Origin of the sequence: Halobaculum sp. CBA1158 (assembly GCF_021431925.1) — an archaeon.
In the GTDB taxonomy this organism is placed as follows: Archaea; Halobacteriota; Halobacteria; order Halobacteriales; family Haloferacaceae; genus Halobaculum.
In genome coordinates this window covers 457,192-478,518 of record NZ_CP090371.1, presented here as the reverse complement: position 1 = coordinate 478,518, position 21,327 = coordinate 457,192, and the positions used below count along the sequence as shown (strand labels likewise).

Below are 21,327 nucleotides of genomic sequence, written 5' to 3'. Positions count from 1 at the left end.
CCGCGACCTACGACGCGAGGCCGATCTTCTCGCGGTACGCGCCGTGGTGTTTCTCGAACACGTCCATGATCTCGCCCATCGTCGCGTACTCCTTCACCGCGTCGACGACGTACGGCATGACGTTCTCGTCGTTCTCGATGGCCGAATCCAGCGCCGAAAGCGTCTCCTCGACGGCCGCGTCGTCGCGCTCGTCTTTCACCGATTCGAGCCGGTCCAGTTGGCGCTGTTGGACCTCCTCGTCGACGTGGAGCAGGTCCGGCTCGGGGTCGTCGTCGACGGTGTACTTGTTGACGCCGACGACGACCTCCTCGCCGTCGTCCACGCGCTCTTGGTACTCGTAGCTGGCCTCCTGGATCTCGCGGTGGAAGTACCCCTGTTCGATGCCCGCGAGGACGCCGTCGCGCACGGAGCCGTCGCCCATCTCCTTCAGCTCCTCCAGGTACGCCATCGTCTTCTCCTCGACCTCGTCGGTGAGGCTCTCGACCATGAACGAGCCCGCGAGCGGGTCCGCCGAGTCCGCCGCGCCGGACTCCTCGGCGATGATCTGCTGGGTTCGCAGGGCGACGCGGACAGCCTGCTCGGAGGGCAGCGCGAGCGCTTCGTCGAAGGAGTTCGTGTGGAGGCTCTGCGTCCCGCCGAGCACGCCCGCCAGCGCCTGGATCGTCACGCGGACGATGTTGTTGAGGGGCTGCTGGGCGGTGAGCGACTGGCCCGCGGTCTGGGTGTGGAACTTCAGGCGCTTAGACGCCTCTTCCTCCGCGTCGTACCACTCGTCCATGATCGTGGCGTAGATGCGCCGGCCGGCCCGGAACTTCGCGACTTCCTCGAAGATGGAGTTGTGGGAGTTGAAGAAGAACGACAGCTGGGGCGCGACCTCGTCCACGTCCATCCCGCGCTCGACGGCGTCCTCGACGTACGCGAAGCCGTCGGCGAGCGTGAACGCCAGCTCCTGGATCGCCGTCGACCCGGCCTCGCGGATGTGGTAGCCCGACACCGAGATCGGGTAGATCCCCGGCGTCTCCTCGATGGCGAACTCGACGGTGTCGGTGACGAGATCCAGCGACGGCTCGGGCGGGATCACCCACTCCTTCTGCGCGATGAACTCCTTGAGCATGTCGTTCTGGAAGGTGCCCCGGAGTTGGTCGCGCGGGATCCCCTTCCGGTCGGCGAGCGCGACGTACATCGCGAAGATCACGGGCGCGCTGGGGTTGATCGTGAACGAGGTCGACACCTCGCCGATGTCGATGCCGTCGAAGAGGATCTCCATGTCGCGGAGGGTGTCGACGGCGACGCCCTCCTTGCCGACCTCGCCGTCCGAGAGCGGGTCGTCGGAGTCTTTCCCCATCAGGCTGGGCATGTCGAACGCCGTCGAGAGCCCGGTCTGGCCGTTCTCGATGAGGTAGTGGAAGCGCTCGTTCGTCTCCTCGGCGGTGCCGAAGCCGGCGAACTGGCGCATCGTCCACGTCTGGCCGCGGTACATCGTCGGGTACGGCCCGCGCGTGTACGGCTCCTCGCCGGGGAAGCCGATGTCCTCCTCGTAGTCGATGTCGGCCACGTCCTCGGGCGTGTACAGGTCGTCGATCTCCAGGTTCGAGACCGTCGCGAACCGGTCCTTTCGCTCGCCGTGGGCGTCGATCACGGGATCTCGGGTCTCCTCTTCCCACTCCTCGCGGCTCTCGCGTATTTCCGCGAGGTCGTCCTCGTCGTACATGAGTGCAACAACTGCCGGAAGGAACATTAACGATTCGGGTGGCGGGGATCCTCGCGAACCGGCGTCGGTCCGCACGGTCCGGCCGATCCGACCCGTGCCGAGCGAAACACGAAACACCACGGCGGCCCAACGACCGACGACAGACCGTGCAGGAGTACCAGCGAAAACAGCTCCTCGAACGCGTCAACAAGGAGAGCGCGACCATCGGCGCGGACATCCCCGACCGCATCGAGGTGCAGGGCGAGGAGATCGACCTCCGGACGTTCGTCTTCGAGATCAAACGCCGCGAGACGATCCCCGAGGGCGAGCGCGAGCGCGTCGAGCGGGCGAAGCGAAATCTCCGCCGCGAGCGCCTCGAACGCCTGGAGGAGATCGAGGAGAACCGCGTCGACTTCGAGACCGGCGAGGAACTGGCCGCCAGCATCATCGGCATCGACCGCGCGCTGGAGGCGCTCGACACCCTCCGTCCCGCCGACGTGAACACGGAGGCCGAACGCCAGGAGGCGATGGACCAGAAGCGCTGGATGAGCTTCCTGAAGAAGGCGCTCGGACGGGAGGACGCCAGCGGCGGCAAGCGCGGCGGGTACTAGGACTGTACCGGGTCGGATCGGTCGCTTCGAGCTCCGTATCGACCGCCTCGGTTGCGAGGGTCGTGCGAGGCGTCCGCGAAAGCCCGACCCGACAGCATCGGGGCCTCACCCTCCCCAGCCGACTCGCTCGCTCACCCCGTTCGCTCGCTCGCCCCTCGCGCGCTCCCGCCGCGAACGGAGTCGCGGCGGCGCGCGCCGACTGGTAGGTAGCCACCGAGCGCAGGAACCGGGTCAGCACCGACGACACGATCCCCGACGACTCGCGGCGGCACACGCGGTCGTTCCCCGAGAGCGGCCGTAGCGTTCGCGGTCGCGTTCCCCGTGATCACGACGACGGATACGCCGATCACGGACCCGTCTTCTACGCCCCGAACTGATCCCGGCCCGTCGTTCTAAGTCCCAGCCACTCCGACGTCCACGTATGCGAAACGCCGAGGTCGCCGCCCGGTTCGAGGAGTTCGCCGACCTGCTGGCGGCGAAGGGCGTCGAGTACAAGCCCAACGCCTACCGCCGCGCCGCCGAGAACATCCGCGAACACCCCCGCGCGATCGAGGACCTCGCGAGCGAGGGCGGGGAGGACGCCGTCGCCGAGATCGACCGCGTCGGCGACGCGATCGCCGCGAAGGTGGTCGAGTACCTCGAGACCGGCGAGATCGAGGAGTTGGAGGAGCTTTGCGACGAGCTTCCGGTCGACATGGAGGCGCTGACACGCGTCGAGGGCGTCGGCCCGAAGACGGTCGGCACGCTGTACGAGGAGCTTGGGATCGCCACCCTCGACGAACTGGAGACGGCCGCCGAGGAGGGGCGGATTCGAGAGGTCACGGGGTTCGGGGCGAAGACCGAGCAGAACATCCTCGACAACGTCGGGTTTGCCAGGGAGGCGGGTCAGCGCCAGCGACTCGGCGACGCGCGCCCGCTCGCCGACCGCGTGGTCGACTACCTCGGCGGCGAGTCGGCCGTCGAGCGGATCGACGTGGCGGGGTCGATCCGCCGATGGAAGGACACCATCGGCGACGTGGACGTGCTCGTCGCCGGCGACGACGCCGACGCCGTCGTCTCGGCGTTCACCGACTGGAGCCCGGCCGACGAGGTCATCGAGGCGGGCGACCAGAAGGCCAGCGTCCGCGCCGACGGCGTCCGGGTCGACCTCCGGGTCGTGGTGCCCGAGGAGTTCGGGGCGGCGCTCCAGTACTTCACCGGATCGAAGGACCACAACGTCCGGCTCCGAAACCTCGCTATCGACCGGGGCCTGAAGCTCAACGAGTACGGCGTCTTCGACGTGAGTGCGGTCGACGACCCCGACGCTGGCCAGCGCGTCGGGGAGCGACTCGGCGGTCGGACGGAGTCGGAGATGTACGGCGCGCTCGACCTGCCGGTGATCCCGCCCGAACTCAGAGAGGACACCGGGGAGGTCCAAGCGGCGCTCGACGGCGACCTCCCCGATCTCCTCGCTGAAGACGAGATCCGCGGCGACCTCCACACCCACACCGAGTGGTCCGACGGCGGCAACGCGATCGCCGAGTTGGTCGAGGCGGCGTCCGACCGCGGCTACGAGTACTACTGTGTCACCGACCACGCCGAGGGTCCGGGCGTCTTCGGCGACACCGGGCTCTCGGCGGGGGACGTGCGCGAGCAGGCCGAGGCGGTCGCCGCCGTCCGCGAGGACGCCGACATCGACGTGCTCCACGGCGTGGAGGCGAACGTCGACGCCGACGGCGACGTGACCACGAGCGACGACCTGCTCGCGGAGCTCGACATCGTGATCGCCTCGCCGCACGCCGCGCTTGACCGCGACGACGCCACCGAACGGCTGATCCGCGCGGTCGAACACCCCCACGTCGACGTCCTCGGCCACCCGACCGGCCGACTCATCAACCGACGATCCGGCCTGGGCGTGGACTTCGAGCGCCTCGCGGCGGCCGCCGCCGACGCCGGCACCGCGCTGGAGGTGAACGCCAACCCCGCCCGCCTCGACCTCGACGGCGGGGGCGTTCGCGCGGCCGTCGACGCCGGCGCGACGATCGCCGTGAACACCGACGCCCACTCGCCTGCCGAGTTCGACAACGTCCGTTACGGCGTCCACACGGCCCGGCGAGGGTGGGCCGAGACGGCGGACGTGCTGAACGCCCGCGACGCCGACGGCCTCCGGTCGTTCCTCGAGGGGTGAGAGGCGAGAGCAGAGAGATGGACTCTAACCGAAGACCAAGAGGCGTCCCCGCTGTCCCCGATCTCAGCGTGGGTTCCAGTCGTCGCAGGCGTCCATGTCGTCCATGAGGTCGTCGTGGAGCCCGCAATACGGCTGCATCCCGTTCTCCGTCCGGACGTACTGGAAGTGACCGCAGGAGCCGCAGTAGGTGTCGCCGGTCGATCGCGACCGCTCGGTCGGGGAACCGGCGGCCGAGTCGTCTGGCGACTGCGGCGACTGCGGCGACTGCGACCCTGAGGAGGACTGCGGCTCGGAGGGAGACTGCGGCCGCGACGGCGACGACCGGGCCGACGCCTCTCCGTCGGAACCGGGAGACCCCTCTCGGAGGGAGGTGATGTCGTTGGCGGCCGCGCCGCCGTCGCTCACGGTCCCGGGACCGCTGGACGACCCGCCGGAACCGAGACCGCCGGACGACCCGCCGGCGGAACGATCGCCGCGATCGCCGGGGTCGCGACGGGCCTCCGGACGGTTCGTCTGAGTCTCGACGTCGCCGTCGGGCGTGACGCCGAGGAGGCCGACGCCCCCCACCGACCCCGAGGACGCCTTCGCGCCGCGGATCTCCTCGGCGGCGGCCTTCGGCACCTCGATCACCTTGGTCTCTCCCTCGCGAGTGATCTCGAGTGAGACCGTGCCGCCGGGGTTGTTCCGCGCCTTGAAATTCGCGACGCCGGTGAACAGACACCAGAACGTCGTGAACGCGCCGAGGAAGTAGACGCCCGCGGTCGGCAGCGTGAGGTCGGCGAACTCGCCGGCGCAGCGCGCGCCCGACCAGCGACACGGGTACGCGTGGGTGAACAGCGCGACGCCGAGCACCGCGACGCCCGCGCCGACGACCGCGGCCGCCTGCGTCCGGCGGCTCGCCGGCATTATCGCGAGGACGCCGAGGAACGTCGCCGGGAGTCCGAGCCCGGCGAGAACGCCGGCGGCCTCGCGCGCCTGTGCGAGATTCCACCCGAGCGCGACCGCGGTCACGTCCGTCGCCGCGATCACGATGCCGGCGACGACGAGGAGCGCCCCCAGCGAGAACGCGCCGACGCCGAGGTACAGCCGGCGGAGACTGGCGTACTCGCCGACACGGCCCTCGTACACCTCGGCGAGACTGCTCATACACCGTATTATACCGTCATCAATTAAAAGCATACGTCAGACATCGGCATGACGTGGTCTCACATACGCCCGACGGACACGCGACGGCCCTCCGAGGAACATCCGAAGCCGGGAGGTCGTCTCGGCGCGTGACGGCCGCGTCGCTCCGAAAGTGTTACACGCCGCGTCGGCGAACCTGGCGCGTATGAGCGACGACGTACCCGAGGAGGAAGAGGAACCCGCCGTCGAACTCGGCGACGGACCCGCCGTGGAGGGCGCACCGCTCGCGCGCGTCGCCTCGCGGCTCACCTGGCCCCAGGAGAAGTCCCGCGTGCTCGAGAAGGAGGGCGACGCGACGATCCGGACGCCCGACGGGCCGCGCGACCTCGCGGACGTGCTGGCGGCGGTCGACACCACGTACTTCGACCGCCGACAGACGTTCGTCGAGACGGTCGAGGACGAGGTCGGTCGCGGTCCCGTACAGACCGCCGAGTAACGTCCGAGAACGGGCCCGAGCGGGATCTGGACCGCGAGCGGTCGATCGGTCCGGTCCCGACTTCGAGCATCGGAGAGCGGCTTGACGCGACGCGCGCACCGTCGCTGCCTTTTCGAGCGATCCGATCGAACCCGAAGTCGTGACGCTACCGATCGATCCGGCCGCGGTGGAAGGCGGCGATATCGGCGAGAAGCGAGCCACCCTGGAGATGAGCCACGAGGAGGCGATCGAACACGTCCGCGAGGTGTTCACCGAGCACGGCTTCGGGATCCCGGTGGAGTTCTCGCCGTCGGATCTCCTCAACGAGAAAGTCCAGGCCGACCGCGACCCGTACTACGTGCTCGGCGCGTGCAACCCGGCGGTGGCCGACCGCGCGCTCGACGCGACCGACCGCCGGATGGGCGCGCTGTTCCCGTGCAACGTCGTGGTCTGGGAGGAAGCTCCCGGCGTCCAGACGGTCTATCACGTCTCTATCATGCGGATCGCCCGCCTGCTCGGTCTCGATACCGACCGAGAGGAGATGGACGCGATCATCGCCGACACCGGGGAGATGGTCGACGCGGCCTACGACGACCTCGACTCCTCGTAGTCGTCGGCGTCGTCGGTACCACCACGGTCGCCGGCGGACCCGGCGTCGTCCTCGCGTTCGGAGCGAAGCTCGGCCAACTCCGCGCGCGTCTCGGAGAGGTCGCGTTCGAGTTCGGCGATTCGCGCTTCGTCTGCACCCGCGTCGGCGTCGCTCGCACCGCCGAGGAGCCGCAGGCCGCCGACGCCGACGACCGCCAGCAGTACCGCGGTTCCGCCGAACAGCAGCAGAAGCACGAGGAGGATGATCAACAGCTCCGGACCGCCGGGGACCGCGCCGAACAGGAGGGCCATATCCGACGCGTCGCCACCGGGCGAGGTAACTCTTCGGGCGGCCGGCCGCCGACCGCGACGGCCATCTCGAGGGTGACCGCGGCGGCGACGATGACCGCGACGCCTACCCCGTCCAGTCCGCGAGGCTCGACTGGAGACCCGCGGCCATCGTCGACTTCCTCTGCAGACGCGCCAGCGACACCGGAAGCTGGTCGCTCACGCCGCGGACGGCCTCCTCGAACGTCTCGGCCTCGCCGTGTTCGCCCTCAAAGGCGTTGCGCACGCTCTCGCGCACCTGCCAGACGCCGACCGGACCCCAGTAGTCGTCGGAGACGTGCCGGAGGACGAGCACCTTCGCCTGCCGGCCGCGCTCGGAGAGGTGTTCGAGCACCCCGAACCGGGCGGCGTAGTACGCGCCGGCCGTCTCGTCGACGTACCGGGTGCGGCCCTCGCGGTTCTCGTGGGCCGACGAGAGGTAGGTGTCGCCCTCGGGGTCTGGGTGCCAGATGCTCCCCGGCGACTTGATCTCGACCAGTTCGAACTCCCAGTCGCCGGGCGCGAGGATCACCCAGAAGGCGTTGCCGAGGTACTCGTTTCGCCACACCTGCACGGTGTCGACGCTCCGGCGGTCGCGGACGGTGCCGCGGAGGTACGTCCCGATCGTGTCGTCGACGGCGGTGATCGACCAGCGTGTCGGGACCAGCCGACGGTTCTCGCCGCGTCCGAGCGCCCCCGCCGAGAGCACGGTGTTGATGTCGTACACGTCGAAGCCGCGCCGATAGAGGTAGTTCATCGCGCCCTCGGCGCGCCAGTCGTCGTCCTCCAGCGTCTTCTTCACGGGACGCGGAACGTGCGGATTCTCCGTCAGGTCGGCGTCGGCCGCGCGGGCACGCGGACCCGTCGGCGTCGCCACGTCGTCGGGCGACACGTCGTAGTCGATGTCCGGCCCATCGTCGAGGAACACCTCCACGTCGACCGGTCGGTCCGCGATGGCGACCTCGCGCTGGACGCCGAGGAAGCCGTCCCACGCGTCGTGGACGCCGCCGCCGGCACCGCCGGTACCGGCGTCGCGGGCGTCGACCCCCTGGGCGGAGTTCAACAACGAGGTGCGCCGCTCGAACACGTCCGAGATGGAGACGTCCTCCTCGTACCACGCGCCGCTGGTCTCGTAGGCCGCGGCGTCCTCCTCGTGGCCGACGGGCGAGAGCAGCCCGGTCGAGAGGTTCGGGTAGTTCGACGAGCCCACGAAGATCGACGGCGAGACGGACCCGAAGACGGAGTCGCCGTCGGTCGCCTCCTCGAAGCGGTGTTCGAACGACTCGAGGTGATCCATCAGCTCGTAGGACTTCTCCTGGGCGAGCCGCCGCCGCTCGGCGCGCTCGTTCTCCTCGAACTCGACGTACTCGTCCAGGTTCACGCTCACGCCGACGTAGCCGCTCGGCGACTATGAACGTTCCCCGCGCGGCCGTCGGCGTCGAGGGCCGCGACGCTCGGCGGATGGCTGACAGGCGGTCGGTGCGTCGCCGAGGCGGCTCGCGGCGGGGGCCGGCAGCGGGACGCGACGCGCGACGGACGACCGCACACGCGCACGGCTCGCGCCGTGCGCGCCGAGGTCACCTCTCGGTGGACCCCACACCCGCTGACCGTCGCGCGACGGTGCTCACGTCACGGCGAGCGTGGTCCCGTGATCCGACAAAAACGTTCGCGGCGACGCGGCGGTGCGACGGTGCGGCGGTGCGGCGGTGCGGCGGTGCGGACAGGGGACCGACCGCCGTCGAGTCGAGACGCGCCTCAGCTGTGAATGCCCATGGCTTCGATCTGCTCTTGATAGCGGTTTCGGATGGTGACTTCGGTGACTTGGGCGACGTCGGCGACCTCGCGCTGGGTTTTCTTTTCGTTGCACAGCAGGGAGGCCGCGTAGATGGCGGCGGCCGCGAACCCAGTCGGGGACTTACCCGAGAGCAGTCCCTGCTCGGCGGTCGTCTCGATGATCTCGTTGGCCTTCGACTTCACCTCCTCGCTGAGCTCCAGTTCCGAGCCGAACCGCGGGACGTACTTCTTCGGGTCGACGGGCTTCATCTCCAGGCCGAGTTCCTGGGAGACGTAGCGGTAGGTGCGGCCGATCTCTTTGCGTTCGACCCGCGATACCTCCGATATCTCCTCGAGCGACCGGGGGATGCCCTCCTTTCGACAGGCGGCGTACAGCGTCGCCGTGGCGACGCCCTCGATGGAGCGCCCGCGGATGAGGTCCTCGTCGAGCGCGCGGCGGTAGATCACGGAGGCGACCTCCCGAACCGAGCGCGGGACGCCCAGCGCGCTCGCCATCCGATCGGTCTCCGAGAGGGCGAACTGAAGGTTGCGCTCGCCGGCGTCCTTGGTGCGGATGCGCTCTTGCCACTTGCGGAGGCGGTGCATCTGCGAGCGCTTCTCCGAGGAGAGTGACCGCCCGTAGGCGTCCTTGTCCTTCCAGTCGATGGTGGTCGTCAGGCCCTTGTCGTGCATCGTCTCGGTGACGGGTGCCCCGACGCGGGACTTCGACTGGCGCTCGGAGTGGTTGAATGCCCGCCACTCCGGTCCTCGATCGACGTTGTCCTCCTCGACGATGAGCCCGGTCGGCTCGTGCATCAGTTCGCCGTCGGCCGTACGGACGAGGTCCTCCTCGTCGATGTCCTCGAGGTCGACCGCGTCGCCGTCGGTCTCCTCGTCGGCGTTCTCTTCGGTCCGTTCCGATCGTGTCTCCTCCCCCGATTCGGTGCTCCCCGTCCACTGGCGTCGCTCGCGATTCTCGCGCTGGCGGGTGGGACCTGTCATCGTATTTAATACGTGTGCTTCGGGAGACGGTTAAGCGTTCGTGCCGATGACAACCCTTTCGCCGCGCCACCCCCGATCGATGGTATGCCGGTCATCGAGTGCGACCCGGAGGCGGCCCGCGACCGACTGACGGACGCGGGCGTCGACGCGGTCGCGGGCAACACCGACCACGAGCGCTGGCGCGCCGAGCGCGAGGGCGCGATCGCGGTCGCCTACGACGACAAGGTCGTGGTACAGGGCTCGGACCCCGAGCGGCTCGCGGCGCTCGTGCGCGACGGCGGCGGTCGCGGGCACGTCTACTTCGACGGGGCCTCTCGAGGTAACCCCGGGCCGGCCGCGATCGGCTGGGCGATCGTCACAGGCGACGGCATCGTCTCCGAGGGGGGCGAGCGCATCGGCGACGCGACCAACAACCGCGCCGAGTACGAGGCGCTGATTCGTGCGCTGGAGGCGGCCGTCGACTACGGGCTGGCGGAGGCGGACGTGCGCGGCGACTCACAGCTCGTCGTCAAGCAGGTGCGCGGCGAGTGGAACGCCAACGATCCCGACCTCAGGGAGCGACGGGTCCGCGCGCGGGAACTGCTGGAGCGGTTCGACCGCTGGAGCATCGATCACGTCCCGAGAGAGCTAAACGAACGGGCGGACGATCTGGCGAACGAGGCGTTCGAGGGTTGAACATGGACAACACCGAGTACACGAGCGAGGCGACACGGGAGCAGACGGGCGACGGATCAGACGGGGACGACTGGGAGGAGGAACTGCCGCGTTCGGCCGTCGAGGCCGCCGAACGCCTCACGCGACTCGCCAGGGAGGCCGTCGACGACGCGGAGGCCGACGCCTACCGCGAGGACCGCGACCGGCGAGTCGGCGAGCACGGCTTCACCCCCCGCGTTCGCGACGAGGACGACACGCTCGTCCTCTACCCCGAGGAGTGGGTCGAGGACGGGACCGTTCAGATCGACCGGATCGAGGACACCGACCGGGCGGTCGAGGTGTCGCTGTCGGGTGCCGGCGACCCGGACGACTGGACGGCGATCGAGGAACACAACGCCGCGATCGTCGAGCGCGTCGCCGAGGAGCACGGCGACCCCCATCGCGCGAACGCTCGCGCGTTCGCGGACTTCATGGGTAACCACTACGCGCGACCAGTAGAGTCGGCGAGCGCCGACGAGGTGCAGGAGTTCCTCGAGGAGTACTACCCGCGAAACACCTGGCCCTCCGAGAAACAGCGCGACACCGTCCGGGCGTCGGTGCGGTACGTCTTCGAGGCCGCCGACGAACGGACTCCCATGTAGGTCCGTCGGGGCCGCGACGTATCTCCGTTCGATCCGACCGGTGTCGGTACCGGCGGTCGCTTACGCCTCGGTCGTGCCGTCGACGAGTTCGCGGACGTCCGACGCGCGGTCGTCGTCGGTGACGTACTTGCCGAGGACCCAGTTCAGGCGGTCGAGTACGGCCTCGCGGCCCGCCTCGGTCAGCTCGTACTGGTTCGTCCGCTTGTCGAGTTCGCTCTTCTCGACGAGCCCCAGGTCGACGAGTTCGTCGAGGTTGGGGTACAGCCGACCGTGGTTGACCTCGGCGTCGTAGTAGCTCTCCAGCTCGCGCTTGATCGCGAGCCCGTACATCGCCTCCTCCGAGAGGATGACGAGGATGTTCTGTTGGAACGCGGTGAGATCCCGCGCGACGTTCGTCTGTTCGGCCTCCGCTTGTGCCTCTGACATGGTCATCAAGTGAGAGGTCACGGGAGTATATAATAGTTGCCAAGCAGGAGACGGATATCGGCTCGAAAGCGCTTGAGACGGGACTATTCGGGCGAATTGTGACCGCCCCCCAGACTGGCGTACCGCGTCCCACCGGGCGAACGCTAGTAGCAGAAATAAAACCTTGGCCGGCACTATTCGGCGTCGTGCGCGGCGTGTTCGCGTGCGGTCGATGTCCGCACCCAATGCGCGAACGGGGGGGGGGCGTCGTCGCGTGCCGAAAGGCCTTTGCTCGCGTTGACGGAACCCGCAGGCGCATGACGAACCTCTGGGAAGACCTCGAGACGGGGCCGAACGCCCCCGAGGAGATCTACGCCGTCGTGGAGTGCCTGAAGGGCGAGCGCAACAAGTACGAGTACGACAAGGACATCCCGGGCGTGATGCTCGACCGCGTCCTCCACTCGAACGTCCACTACCCGTCGGACTACGGCTTCATCCCGCAGTCGTACTACGACGACGAGGACCCCTTCGACGTGCTCGTGCTCGTCGAAGATCAGACGTTCCCCGGCTGCGTCATCGAGGCCCGCCCGGTCGCGCTCATGAAGATGGACGACGACGGCGAGCAGGACGACAAGGTCATCGCCGTCCCGAGTGAGGATCCCCGCTACGATCACATCGAGGACCTGGAAGACGTCCCGCAGCAGCAACTCGACGAGATCGACGAGTTCTTCCAGACCTACAAGAACCTCGAGGAGGGCAAAGAGGTCGAGACCCTGGGCTGGGAGGACAAGCAGGCCGCGATGGACGCCATCGAGCACGCGCAGGACCTCTACGACGAGCAGATCGCGTAACGGCCACCGTCCGATTTCTCCGCGTTCATCGCCCCGCATTAGCCCCGGGTATCGCCCCGCGATCTCGCATTAGTTATGAGCATGGGTAATCTTTAGTGAGAGAACCGGCAAGTAGTGACTGAACATGGCCGCGAAACAGCCGACCGTCGGTATCGACCACACCACCGTGGTCCCGACGAACTTCGTCCCCGACTCCGACGCCGACCGCGACGACGCTCGCTCCGACGACTCCGACGCCGACCGCGACGAAGCGGCCGACGGGGAGCACGACGAGGACGCCGGTCGCGACGCCTGAGGCCCCGGTCTGTCGAGCGTCGCGACCCCCCGATCGCCCGGAGATCGGTCCCCCCGAAACGCCGTGAGGGGCAGGCATTTAAGCCGTCCACAGTAAGAGCGGGCAATGGCGCAGTGTTCGGAGTGTGGTGAGTACGAGAACCTCCCGTACCAGTGCCACCGGTGCGGCCAGTCGTTCTGTGCGGAGCACCGCCTCCCCGAGAATCACGAGTGTCCGGGGCTGAACGAGTGGGACGACCCCGGCGGGGTGTTCGACTCCGGCTTCGAGGACTCCGTCGACGGCGGCGTATCCGGCGGATCCGGCGGCTCCGGCGGCGGAATCGGCTCGCGCGTCCGGTCGCGGATCGACCAGGAGCGGGGGACCGGCGGTCTGCTCGGCGCGTTCCGCGGGAACATGACGTACGTGTTCCTCGCGGTCATCTGGGTGACGTTCGCCGCCGAGTTCGCGGTGCTGTTCACGCTCGGTAGCGGCGCGTTCTCCGACGTCTTCGTCCTCAGCGAGAGCGCGCTCCGGCAGGGGTACGTCTGGACGATCCTCACGTCGGTGTTCTCACACGACCCCGGAGGCTTCTTTCACATCGCGGGCAACTCGATCGCGTTGTACTTCTTCGGCCCGCTGGTGGAGCGCTACCTGGGCTCGAAGCGGTTCGCCGGGATGTTCCTCGTCACCGGCGCGGTCGCCGGGCTGTCGCAGATCCTCGTCGGCGTGCTGCTGGGCGCGCCCCCGTCGGGCGGCGTGCTCGGCGCGTCGGGCGCGATCATGGCCGTGATGGGCTTTCTGACGATCGTGAACCCCGACCTGCGCGTGATGCTGCTCATCCCGCCGATCCCGCTGAAGATCCGAACGATGACGCTGCTGTACGCCGGCTTCTCGCTGTTCGGCGTCGTCTCGACCGGGAGCATCCTGGGCGGCGCGGGCGGCATCGCCCACGCGGCGCACCTCTCGGGGCTCGTGCTCGGCGTCGTCTACGCGAACGTCGCCGACGGCCGTCGGAGCGTCCCCAACCAGATCGGCGGCGGGGGCGGAGGCGGCGGCCTCGGCGGTCCCGGGGGTCCCGGGCGCGGGCGGTTCTGACCGATGCCCGATCCGGTCCGGCCCGAGTTCCTTCCCGACCCGGCGCTCGACCGCGACGGGATGGAGTCGCTCCAGCGCGACATCGCCGAGGCCGCCCGCTTCTCGGACGACCTCCCGATCGATCCGTCGACCGTGAGAGTCGGTGACGACACCGCCGGTCGCGACGATCCCGTCGCCCTCGACGACTTCGACGCCGGCAGCGACGATTCCGGCGACGGTTCCGGACTCAGTTCGTCCACCGGCAACGGGTCCGGAAGCGATCCCGCACCGGAACCGCCGCTGGTCGCCGGCGTCGACCAGGCGTTTCTCGACGACCGCGCCGTCTCCGCCGTCGTCGTCCTGCGAGGCGGCGAGGTGGTCGAGCGGACGTACGCGGTGACGGACCTCTCGGTCCCGTACGTTCCGGGACTGCTCGCCTTCCGCGAGGGCGGTCCGATCGTGGACGCGCTGGCGACGCTTGCGACCGACCCGGACCTGTACGTCCTCGACGGAAGCGGCCGGATCCACTTTCGGCAGGCCGGGATCGCCACCCACGTCGGGGTGCTGTTCGACGCGCCCGCGGTCGGGGTCGCGAAGTCGCTGCTGTGTGGGACGCCGGACGGCGACGTGGACGGCAGACCCGCGGGCTGGCGGACGCCTATCCGGGCGGACGACCGGGTCGACGCGCCCGCAGGCACCGTCATCGGCCACGCCTACCAGTCGCGACAGTACGACTCCTCGCCGGTGATCAATCCGCTGTACGTGAGTCCGGGCCACCGCGTGAGCGCCGACACCGCGACCGACATCGTGGCGTCCCTGGGCGGCGAGTACAAACTCCCGGAGCCGACCCGGCTCGCCGACGCGTACGCCGAGGAGGCGAAGCGCGAGGTCGCCGGCGACGACCGCGAGTGACACGGAGTGACGGCCACGGAGTGACGGCGGCCGCACCGGACCGCCGACGGCGACGAGGACGGTGACCGACCCGCGACGGCTACCGGGTCGCTCGGCGACGAGACGGCGGGAGTTAACTGCGGGGCCGCCGAGGCCACCGACATGACGAGAACCGTGCTCATCACGGGGTGCTCCTCGGGGATCGGCCGAGCGAGCGCCGAGGCGTTCCTCGACGAGGAGTGGACCGTGTACGCGACGGCGCGCAACCCCGCAGACATCCAGACGCTGGGCGAGCGCGACGACTGCCGGATCGCGACGCTCGACGTGACCGACGAGGCGGACATCGAGCGCGTCGTCGACCGGATGCTCGACGAGGAGGGGCGCATCGACGCGCTCGTCAACAACGCCGGCTACGGCCAGATGGGCCCGGTCGAGGACGTGCCGACCGAGGCCGTCCGCGACCAGTTCGAGGTGAACGTGTACGGCCCCCACCGACTGATCCGCGAGGTGTTGCCCGCGATGCGTCGCCGCGAGGACGGCGCGATCGTGAACGTCTCGTCGGCGGCGGGGCGGGTCTCGTTCCCCGGCGGCGGCGTCTACTGCGGCTCGAAGTACGCGCTGGAGGCGATGAGCGACGCCCTCCGCAACGAGGTCCGCGAGTACGGGATCTCCGTCTCGCTGATCGAGCCCGGTCCCGTCGACACCGGCTTCGAGGACCGCGTCGCCTCGGAGGTCGAGGGGCTCGACCGTTCGGGGGCGTACGAGTCGTTCTACGAGATGCTCGACGACTACGACGCGATCGGCGGCGACGGCGGGTTCGTCTCGGTCACGCCCGAGCGCGTCGCCGAGGACGTCGTCGACGCCGCGAGTTCGACGAAGCCGCCCGCGCGCTACCCGGTCGGACCGCTCGCGACGGTCGCCGAGGTCGGCCGACTCGTCCCGACGCGGATCGCCGACGCGATGTGGTCGTTCGCGTCGAGGCTGTCGTGAGCCCGTGACGGACGCCGACTCCGACGACGGCGACGACCGCCTCGACGCGCTGTACGAGCACCTCGCCGCGACCGCCGAACGCCCGGTCGCCCGCGCCGCGAGCGCCCGCCTCGGCGAGGCCGAGGCCGTCGCACGCGACCTCGCGGAGCGACCCGCCGACCCGGACACCGTCCGCGAGCGCGCCGGTCACGTGGTCCGGCTGCTCCGCGAGGCCGGCGAGACCGAGGACGAGACCGCCGACGAGCACGTCGCCGCGGCGCTCGAACTCGCGAGGGAATTGGCCGACGAGCCCGAGCGCGACGACTCATAATCGTCCCTGTCAGGCCAGACAGGCGGCGACGACGCCGAGGGCGTCTTCCCCGCGCACCTCGTCGGCGAGCAGCGGGACGCGCTTCACGTCGCGGCCGCGGTAGAGGTCGCTCGCCCTCGCGAGGCTGTTCTGCTGGACCTCCCACCGGCGCTGACAGAACTCGCAGTCCTCCAGGTTCGGCGTGACGATCCACGACGGGTCCACGCCCTCGTCGAACTCCGCGACCTCCCGCGGGTCCTCCATCACGCGGTTGACGACGAGCGTGTTGACCGGAATGGAGAACTCTCCCAGACGCTCGACGAGCCGCTCGGACTCGACGACGCTCATCTCCTCGGGCACCATCACCACCCGGAAATCGGTCTTCGAGGGGTCCTGCAGCGTCTCGCGCAGTCGGGTGATCCGCTCGCGGAGCTCGTCCAGGTCCGGTTCCTCCGGGGACCCGTCCCCCATTCCGAACATCCCCTTCATCCCCTCCATCATCCCGGAGAACTGCTGTTTGAGCTTCATCATCCGGCCGACCATCGAGTCGAGCATCTCCGGCAACTGGAGGAGCCGGAGGGTGTGGCCCGTGGGCGCAGTGTCGACGACGACCCGGTCGAATCGCGGGTCGTCGAGATGTTCGAGCAGTTGCCGCATCGCGGCCGCCTCGTCGGCCCCGGGCATGGTGCCTCCGAGCATCCCGCCCAGCGGCGAGTCGCCCATCGCCTCCCCCATTCCCCCGAGGCCGCCGAGGGGGTTCGCGTCGCCCGGTGCCCCCTCGCCACCGACGCCGCCGTCCTCCCCCGCTCCGGTGGCCATCCCCGCGCCGAACATCCCCTCCTCCATCGCGGCGTCGGGGTCGATCTCGGCGGCGTACAGCGGCACGTCCTCGCGGATGCGCGAGGGACGGGCGGGGATCTCGGCGTCGAGCGTGTCCGACAGCGAGTGAGCCGGGTCCGTCGAGACGACGAGCGTGGCCGCGCCGTCGGCCGCGCTCGCGAGCGCGGTCGCGGCCGCACACGTCGTCTTCCCGACACCCCCCTTCCCGCCGTAGAGGACGTACTCCGGGGCGTCGGGATCGGCGAGGTCGGACGCGCCGGTCATGTCGATCTCCGCGCCCATCCGTGACGGGTCGGAGACGGGCGCGTCGCCGTCCGCACCCGAGTCGTCGACCCCGTCGTCTCCGTCGTCCCCGTCGTCGATCTCGTCGACGGCCTCCACGTCGATGTCGCTCATTGGCGGAGGTGCGGTTCGGACGCTTGTCTATCCGTTGGTCCCGGTCTCCCGACGCGACGCGGACGACGAAGGTTGAAGTACGATACCGAGGCCAGCACCGTCGGACGCCTCGGGTCGCCGCCGACGACCCACAGTCCGCGTAGTCCCTCGCGTGCAGTCGGAGCGCCCGGGGCCGAGCACCGAGTCGGGCGACCGCCACGTCCGTCGGTCGTCGCGTCCGTCTACCCGTTACGCGAAGTAGTCGGTCAGCCGCGTCGCCGCCTCCTCGACGCGGGGGGTCACCAGGGCGAATCGGAGCCACTCGTCGCGCGCCGAGCCGAAGGTCTCGCCGGGCATCCCCGCGACGCCCGCCTCGTCGACGAGGCGCTTCGCGTTCTCCATGGTGCCCGGGAAGCCGTCGAAGCGCGCGAGGACGTAGAACGCCCCGTCGGGACGTGAGTACTCCGCACCGGCGGCCTCGAGCGCGTCCGTGAACGTCTCGACGCGCTCGCGCAGCATCGCCCGAACGTCGGCGTAGTAGTCGGGGCCCGTCTCTCGCAGCGCCCGAAGCACGGCCACTTGCGGCGGGCGGGAGGTCGCGACGTTCACCAGCATGTGGCGCGTCTTCGCGGCGTCGACGAACCGGTCGGGAAGCACCGCGTATCCCACTCTGAACCCGGTGATCGCGAGCGATTTCGAGAAGCCGCTGGTGACGATCACCCGGTCGGAGTCGAGCGTCAGCGCCGACTCGAACGCACCCGTGAAATCGAAGTGATCGTACACCTCGTCGGCGACGAGCGTCGCGTCCACATCCGCGGCGATCGCCGCGAGCTCCGCCATCGTCTCACGCGAGTAGACGGCTCCCGTGGGATTGTTCGGCGTGTTCACGAGGATCAGGGCCGTGTCCTCGCTCGCGGCCGCGCGGAAGCGTTCGGGGTCAAGCGAGCCGTCGCGCTCGGCGGGCACGAGCGTCGCCTCCGCGTCGAGCAGTTCCGTCTTCCCGGGGTAGTACGGGTAGACGGGGTCGGTGAGCAGCACCTCCGATCCGGCGTCGCGATCGAGCGCCGCCGCCATCGCGAGGTAGTTCGCCTCGCCGGTGCCGTTGGTGACGACGATCCGGTCGGAGTCGACGTTGCGGCGAGCGGCGATCTCCTCGCGCAGTTCCACCAGCCCCTCGCTGGGTGGATACTGGAACGCCTCGGAGTCGGCGTCTGCGTACTCGCGGAGGCCCTCGCGCAGCGGCGCGGGCGGCTCCCAGTCGGGGTTACCCGACACCATATCCACCACGTCGCGGTCGGCCGACCGGGCGTACTCCATCACGTGAAAGAACTTCGGGCGCTCGTAGTTCACGGCTTGTCGGCGGTACTGGGAGCCGTCGCTCCTTCACTCCCGCGGTGTTAAGCCGACGGCGAGCGAGCCGCCGGTATGCGCGAGTTCGCATCCGACCCGACCGTCGAGGAGCGCGTCGGCGACGCCCTCCGCGAGGCCGACGCGACGGTCGCGACCGCCGAGTCGTGTACGGGCGGCCTGATCGGGTCGCTGCTGACGGACGTGCCCGGCTCCAGCGACTACTTCGATCGCTCGATCGTCACCTACAGCTACGACGCGAAGTTGGAGGAGCTAGCCGTCCCCCGTGAACACCTCGATCGCGAGGGAGCCGTCTCCGAGCCGGTCGCGCTCGCGATGGCTCGCGGCGTCCGCGACACCGCCGGCGTCGACTGGGGCGTCTCGACGACGGGGATCGCCGGACCGGCCGGGGGAAGCGAGGAGAAGCCCGTCGGCACCGTCTACGTCGGAGTCGCCCGCCGCGGCGAGTGGGGAACCGGCGAGAGCGGAGCGGCCGTCGAACGGTACGAGTTCGACGGAACGCGGGCCGAGATCAAAGCTCAGATCGCGCGGCGGGCGCTGCGGGACCTACTCGACGCCGTCGCGGACCACGAGTAACGGACTCGTCACGAGCCCTCGGCGCGCTCGGGTCCGAGACCCGAAACGGTTTGGTCGATGGAGACGGCACGGCGGAGCGTGAACAAGAAGGGCCACGTGCTGAACGCGATCCTGTTGGCGATCGGACTGGCGTACATTCTCCAACCCGCCGGCGACGTGGAGACGTTCGTCACCATCGCGGAGCTGTTCGTCCCGCTGGTGCTCGGCGCGCTGTTCCCGGACGTGGACACCGCCTTCGGCAAGCACCGCAAGACCCTGCACAACCTCCCGGTGTTGGCGGTGATCGTCGCGTACCCGATCTACTTCGGCAACCTCCAGTTCGTCTGGATCGGCGTCGCCACGCACTACCTGCTCGACGTGGTCGGGAGCAAGCGCGGGATCGCGCTGTTCTACCCGCTGTCGTCGACGGAGTACGGGCTTCCGATCGGCGTGACGACCTCCAGCAAGTGGGCGGACGCGTTCACCGTCGTCATCACGCTCGCGGAGTTAGCGGCGCTGGCGCTCCTCCAGTTCTTCGTCGTCGACCTGAACACCGGGACCCCGCGCGAGGCCGTCGCGGCCATGCTCACCGGGCTACCGGTCTGACGGGAAGCGAACCGGATCGCGCCGTCGGTATCAGTACACCGCCACGTCGTCGAATCGGCCGTCGTATGCGATGTGGCGCGGATGGGTCGCCTCCATCCCCGAGAGGAACAGTCGGTCGAGTTTCCCCCAGGAGTTCTCGTAGCCGAGGTGGGCGAACTCCGCCAGCCGACGCAGTCGCGTCGCCGGGTCGCGACGGTTCACCACCGACCGGGGCGTCCGCTCTCGAAACGCCGTCACGAGCGACTCCTCGTCGGTCACGTCGCCCTCGAACTCCGTCCACGCGGAGCCGACGGTTCCGCGGAGGTGCGCGTACGACGAGCCGAACCCCGGGATGTCGAACGCTTCGGCCGTGCGAACGCCCCGTCGGTTGTGCCGGTCGAACAGCTTCGCGTTGTGCGTCTCGACGGCGTCGATCCGGTCGCGGTACGCGCCCACCTCCGCGCGGATGAGACTCACGTTCATGAATCCCGGGTGGGGGACGAGCACGGCCGCACCCTGTCGGTCGAACTCCGCCAGCGCCGCCTCGAAGGTGATGAAGTCGGGCACCGGCTCGTCGAGCCCGATCGCGAGCAGGTGTCGCCGGTTCCCCCAGTCGCCGGTGAACACCTCGCGGGCGGGGACGACGGTCACCGCGTCGGTCGAGAACCGCTCGGCACGGGCGCGGATTTCGGGGAGTCGAACGAAGTGCGGAGCGTACACCAGCGTCTCGATCCCCGACTCGCGGGCGCGCTCGACGACGCGCTCGTCGAGGATCTTCACGTGCGGGTCCACCCGCGTCCGTCGGTCGCTCACACCGCTGTCGTCGCCCGGATCACCGTTAGGAATTGCGTTTCCGGGCGACCGGCGGGTCACGGGAACGCTTATGCGGGCCCCTGAACTGGAATCGGATATGCCACGGTGGGCCTGCGGGATCGAGGGCTGCGACGCCGCGTTCGACGGCGTCGAGGACGCGATCGTCCACCAGACGACCGCCCACGCCCGTCACGAGTGCCGGGTCTGCGGGACGGTCGTCCCGGAGGGGTACTTCGCTATCCGCCACGCGTTCGACGAGCACACGCGCGCGGAGTTCGTCCGGGCGTACGACGCCGACGCCGACGCGATCCGCGAGCGCGAGTCGATCAAAGCCGAGATCGAGGACCGAGCCGACATCGAGAGCGTCGTGGAGCGGATCGACGACACGGTCTGATCCGGTTGGTGCCGTTCCGGGCGATCCGCTCGGGACCGGTCGGGTCGAAGGCAGTCCGATCGGTCGCGATCCGGTCGAAGGCAGTCCGATCGGTCGCTGTCGACGGCGAGGGCGCTATCGTTCCTCGCTGTCGAGCACGCGGATCTGGTCGCCGCGAACCGTCACCGGGATGGGAACCGTCGCCTCGTACAGTTCGACGGTCACCTGATCTTTGCCCTCGTCGATGCGCTGGACCTGCGCCTTCTCTCCCTTGAACGGGCCGGCGATGAGTTCGACGATGTCGCCCTCGGCGATCCCCTCCACGTCGGGAGTCGGCGAGAGGAAGTGCTCGACCTCCGACATCGACGACTGGCCGGCCTCGCCGCCGGGTCCTTCGACGAGCCCCTGGGCGTGAGGCACCTCCTCCAACACGCGCCGGATGACCGCGTCGTCCTCGGCCTCGACCATCACGTAGCTGGTGAGCTGATCGGGCGCGAGCACGGCGTAGATCCCGGCCATCTCCTTGCTGGCGATCATGTCCGCGACGGTGCGCTCCTGGCTGGCCGTCGTCTTCACCGAGTAGATGGGCAC

The 21,327-nt window shown here is 69.4% G+C and carries 25 protein-coding genes; 15 read left to right on the top strand and 10 right to left on the bottom strand.

Annotated elements, in window-relative coordinates:
• Positions 1-7: 7 nt before the first annotated feature.
• Positions 8-1,711 (bottom strand): methylmalonyl-CoA mutase family protein, encoded by a 1,704-nt coding sequence (locus tag Hbl1158_RS02395; RefSeq protein WP_234298481.1) that lies wholly within the window; start codon positions 1,709-1,711, stop codon positions 8-10.
• A 146-nt stretch (positions 1,712-1,857) separates the two neighbouring features.
• Between Hbl1158_RS02395 and Hbl1158_RS02390 the strand changes: the two genes are divergently transcribed.
• Positions 1,858-2,301: a DUF5788 family protein gene (locus Hbl1158_RS02390; protein WP_234298480.1), complete on the top strand. Its 444-nt coding sequence runs from the start codon at positions 1,858-1,860 to the stop codon at positions 2,299-2,301.
• A gap of 421 nt (positions 2,302-2,722) precedes the next feature.
• On the top strand, positions 2,723-4,468 hold the full coding sequence (polX, locus tag Hbl1158_RS02385; protein ID WP_234298479.1) for a DNA polymerase/3'-5' exonuclease PolX: 1,746 nt from the start codon (positions 2,723-2,725) through the stop codon (positions 4,466-4,468).
• A 63-nt stretch (positions 4,469-4,531) separates the two neighbouring features.
• Here polX and Hbl1158_RS02380 read toward each other — a convergent pair whose 3' ends face one another.
• On the bottom strand, positions 4,532-5,614 hold the full coding sequence (locus tag Hbl1158_RS02380) for a ribonuclease BN (protein WP_234298478.1): 1,083 nt from the start codon (positions 5,612-5,614) through the stop codon (positions 4,532-4,534).
• A gap of 184 nt (positions 5,615-5,798) precedes the next feature.
• On the opposite strand from Hbl1158_RS02380, the gene Hbl1158_RS02375 reads away from it, so the two are divergent.
• Together Hbl1158_RS02375 and Hbl1158_RS02370 are read left to right on the top strand one after the other, a co-directional pair.
• Positions 5,799-6,089: a DUF5789 family protein gene (locus Hbl1158_RS02375; protein WP_234298477.1), complete on the top strand. Its 291-nt coding sequence runs from the start codon at positions 5,799-5,801 to the stop codon at positions 6,087-6,089.
• 139 nt (positions 6,090-6,228) lie between these two features.
• A complete protein-coding gene (locus Hbl1158_RS02370; protein WP_234298476.1) occupies positions 6,229-6,678 on the top strand; it encodes a DUF302 domain-containing protein in 450 nt (149 codons plus the stop codon).
• Here the strand turns inward: Hbl1158_RS02370 and Hbl1158_RS02365 are convergent.
• The 3 genes from Hbl1158_RS02365 to Hbl1158_RS02355 form a co-directional block, all read right to left on the bottom strand.
• On the bottom strand, positions 6,654-6,968 hold the full coding sequence (locus tag Hbl1158_RS02365) for a preprotein translocase subunit TatA (protein ID WP_234298475.1): 315 nt from the start codon (positions 6,966-6,968) through the stop codon (positions 6,654-6,656). The genes Hbl1158_RS02370 and Hbl1158_RS02365 overlap by 25 nt on opposite strands.
• A 103-nt stretch (positions 6,969-7,071) precedes the next feature.
• Positions 7,072-8,364, bottom strand: coding sequence for a DNA repair protein NreA (gene nreA, locus Hbl1158_RS02360; RefSeq protein ID WP_234298474.1), 1,293 nt, complete (start codon positions 8,362-8,364; stop codon positions 7,072-7,074).
• Between the two features lie 374 nt (positions 8,365-8,738).
• Complete coding sequence (locus Hbl1158_RS02355) at positions 8,739-9,758, bottom strand: transcription initiation factor IIB (RefSeq protein ID WP_234298473.1); 1,020 nt, start codon at positions 9,756-9,758, stop codon at positions 8,739-8,741.
• 84 nt (positions 9,759-9,842) lie between these two features.
• Here Hbl1158_RS02355 and rnhA point away from each other — a divergent pair, with 84 nt between their 5' ends.
• Positions 9,843-10,433, top strand: a complete 591-nt coding sequence (gene rnhA, locus Hbl1158_RS02350) for a ribonuclease HI (protein ID WP_234298472.1) — start codon at positions 9,843-9,845, stop codon at positions 10,431-10,433.
• A 2-nt stretch (positions 10,434-10,435) separates the two neighbouring features.
• Positions 10,436-11,053, top strand: a complete 618-nt coding sequence (locus Hbl1158_RS02345) for a rnhA operon protein (RefSeq protein WP_234298471.1) — start codon at positions 10,436-10,438, stop codon at positions 11,051-11,053.
• Between the two features lie 60 nt (positions 11,054-11,113).
• On the opposite strand, the gene Hbl1158_RS02340 is transcribed toward Hbl1158_RS02345, so the two are convergent.
• A complete protein-coding gene (locus Hbl1158_RS02340; RefSeq protein ID WP_234298470.1) occupies positions 11,114-11,479 on the bottom strand; it encodes a PadR family transcriptional regulator in 366 nt (121 codons plus the stop codon).
• Positions 11,480-11,775: 296 nt separating this feature from the next.
• On the opposite strand from Hbl1158_RS02340, the gene Hbl1158_RS02335 reads away from it, so the two are divergent.
• The 6 genes from Hbl1158_RS02335 (at position 11,776) to Hbl1158_RS02310 (ending at position 15,848) form a co-directional block, all read left to right on the top strand.
• Complete coding sequence (locus Hbl1158_RS02335; protein WP_234298469.1) at positions 11,776-12,309, top strand: inorganic diphosphatase; 534 nt, start codon at positions 11,776-11,778, stop codon at positions 12,307-12,309.
• 124 nt (positions 12,310-12,433) lie between these two features.
• The gene (locus tag Hbl1158_RS02330; RefSeq protein WP_234299562.1) at positions 12,434-12,604 is read left to right on the top strand and encodes a hypothetical protein; all 171 of its coding nucleotides are present in this window, start codon (positions 12,434-12,436) and stop codon (positions 12,602-12,604) included.
• 105 nt (positions 12,605-12,709) lie between these two features.
• Positions 12,710-13,678 (top strand): rhomboid family intramembrane serine protease, encoded by a 969-nt coding sequence (locus Hbl1158_RS02325; RefSeq protein WP_234298468.1) that lies wholly within the window; start codon positions 12,710-12,712, stop codon positions 13,676-13,678.
• A gap of 3 nt (positions 13,679-13,681) precedes the next feature.
• Positions 13,682-14,569 carry an endonuclease V gene (locus tag Hbl1158_RS02320; RefSeq protein WP_234298467.1) on the top strand — a complete coding sequence of 296 codons (888 nt, stop codon included), beginning with the start codon at positions 13,682-13,684 and terminating at the stop codon, positions 14,567-14,569.
• Positions 14,570-14,710: 141 nt separating this feature from the next.
• A complete protein-coding gene (locus Hbl1158_RS02315) occupies positions 14,711-15,538 on the top strand; it encodes an SDR family oxidoreductase (RefSeq protein ID WP_234298466.1) in 828 nt (275 codons plus the stop codon).
• Between the two features lie 4 nt (positions 15,539-15,542).
• Entirely contained in the window at positions 15,543-15,848 is a 306-nt protein-coding gene (locus Hbl1158_RS02310; protein WP_234298465.1) for a hypothetical protein, read from the top strand.
• Positions 15,849-15,857: 9 nt separating this feature from the next.
• Here Hbl1158_RS02310 and Hbl1158_RS02305 read toward each other — a convergent pair whose 3' ends face one another.
• Both Hbl1158_RS02305 and Hbl1158_RS02300 read right to left on the bottom strand, forming a co-directional pair.
• The gene (locus Hbl1158_RS02305; protein WP_234298464.1) at positions 15,858-17,063 is read right to left on the bottom strand and encodes a TRC40/GET3/ArsA family transport-energizing ATPase; all 1,206 of its coding nucleotides are present in this window, start codon (positions 17,061-17,063) and stop codon (positions 15,858-15,860) included.
• A 228-nt stretch (positions 17,064-17,291) separates the two neighbouring features.
• Entirely contained in the window at positions 17,292-18,392 is a 1,101-nt protein-coding gene (locus Hbl1158_RS02300; RefSeq protein ID WP_234298463.1) for a pyridoxal phosphate-dependent aminotransferase, read from the bottom strand.
• 75 nt (positions 18,393-18,467) lie between these two features.
• Here Hbl1158_RS02300 and Hbl1158_RS02295 point away from each other — a divergent pair, with 75 nt between their 5' ends.
• Together Hbl1158_RS02295 and Hbl1158_RS02290 are read left to right on the top strand one after the other, a co-directional pair.
• Entirely contained in the window at positions 18,468-18,986 is a 519-nt protein-coding gene (locus Hbl1158_RS02295; RefSeq protein WP_234298462.1) for a CinA family protein, read from the top strand.
• 78 nt (positions 18,987-19,064) lie between these two features.
• The gene (locus Hbl1158_RS02290) at positions 19,065-19,571 is read left to right on the top strand and encodes a metal-dependent hydrolase (protein ID WP_234298461.1); all 507 of its coding nucleotides are present in this window, start codon (positions 19,065-19,067) and stop codon (positions 19,569-19,571) included.
• A 30-nt stretch (positions 19,572-19,601) separates the two neighbouring features.
• Here the strand turns inward: Hbl1158_RS02290 and Hbl1158_RS02285 are convergent, their stop codons facing one another.
• Positions 19,602-20,363, bottom strand: a complete 762-nt coding sequence (locus Hbl1158_RS02285) for a PHP-associated domain-containing protein (RefSeq protein WP_234298460.1) — start codon at positions 20,361-20,363, stop codon at positions 19,602-19,604.
• 97 nt (positions 20,364-20,460) lie between these two features.
• On the opposite strand from Hbl1158_RS02285, the gene Hbl1158_RS02280 reads away from it, so the two are divergent.
• The gene (locus Hbl1158_RS02280) at positions 20,461-20,757 is read left to right on the top strand and encodes a hypothetical protein (protein ID WP_234298459.1); all 297 of its coding nucleotides are present in this window, start codon (positions 20,461-20,463) and stop codon (positions 20,755-20,757) included.
• A 114-nt stretch (positions 20,758-20,871) separates the two neighbouring features.
• Here the strand turns inward: Hbl1158_RS02280 and Hbl1158_RS02275 are convergent, their stop codons facing one another.
• Positions 20,872-21,327, bottom strand: coding sequence for a transcription elongation factor Spt5 (locus tag Hbl1158_RS02275; protein WP_234298458.1), 456 nt, complete (start codon positions 21,325-21,327; stop codon positions 20,872-20,874).

Coding starts and splice junctions, on each gene's coding strand:
- Hbl1158_RS02325 (WP_234298468.1), top strand. CDS start 12,710: ATGGCGCAGTGTTCGGAGTGTGGTGAGTACGAGAACCTCCCGTACCAG.
- Hbl1158_RS02280 (WP_234298459.1), top strand. CDS start 20,461: ATGCCACGGTGGGCCTGCGGGATCGAGGGCTGCGACGCCGCGTTCGAC.
- Hbl1158_RS02295 (WP_234298462.1), top strand. CDS start 18,468: ATGCGCGAGTTCGCATCCGACCCGACCGTCGAGGAGCGCGTCGGCGAC.
- Hbl1158_RS02375 (WP_234298477.1), top strand. CDS start 5,799: ATGAGCGACGACGTACCCGAGGAGGAAGAGGAACCCGCCGTCGAACTC.
- Hbl1158_RS02395 (WP_234298481.1), bottom strand. CDS start 1,711: ATGTACGACGAGGACGACCTCGCGGAAATACGCGAGAGCCGCGAGGAG.
- Hbl1158_RS02335 (WP_234298469.1), top strand. CDS start 11,776: ATGACGAACCTCTGGGAAGACCTCGAGACGGGGCCGAACGCCCCCGAG.
- Hbl1158_RS02380 (WP_234298478.1), bottom strand. CDS start 5,614: ATGAGCAGTCTCGCCGAGGTGTACGAGGGCCGTGTCGGCGAGTACGCC.
- rnhA (WP_234298472.1), top strand. CDS start 9,843: ATGCCGGTCATCGAGTGCGACCCGGAGGCGGCCCGCGACCGACTGACG.
- polX (WP_234298479.1), top strand. CDS start 2,723: ATGCGAAACGCCGAGGTCGCCGCCCGGTTCGAGGAGTTCGCCGACCTG.
- Hbl1158_RS02340 (WP_234298470.1), bottom strand. CDS start 11,479: ATGTCAGAGGCACAAGCGGAGGCCGAACAGACGAACGTCGCGCGGGAT.
- Hbl1158_RS02320 (WP_234298467.1), top strand. CDS start 13,682: ATGCCCGATCCGGTCCGGCCCGAGTTCCTTCCCGACCCGGCGCTCGAC.
- Hbl1158_RS02365 (WP_234298475.1), bottom strand. CDS start 6,968: ATGGCCCTCCTGTTCGGCGCGGTCCCCGGCGGTCCGGAGCTGTTGATC.
- Hbl1158_RS02315 (WP_234298466.1), top strand. CDS start 14,711: ATGACGAGAACCGTGCTCATCACGGGGTGCTCCTCGGGGATCGGCCGA.
- Hbl1158_RS02345 (WP_234298471.1), top strand. CDS start 10,436: ATGGACAACACCGAGTACACGAGCGAGGCGACACGGGAGCAGACGGGC.
- Hbl1158_RS02305 (WP_234298464.1), bottom strand. CDS start 17,063: ATGAGCGACATCGACGTGGAGGCCGTCGACGAGATCGACGACGGGGAC.
- Hbl1158_RS02355 (WP_234298473.1), bottom strand. CDS start 9,758: ATGACAGGTCCCACCCGCCAGCGCGAGAATCGCGAGCGACGCCAGTGG.
- Hbl1158_RS02330 (WP_234299562.1), top strand. CDS start 12,434: ATGGCCGCGAAACAGCCGACCGTCGGTATCGACCACACCACCGTGGTC.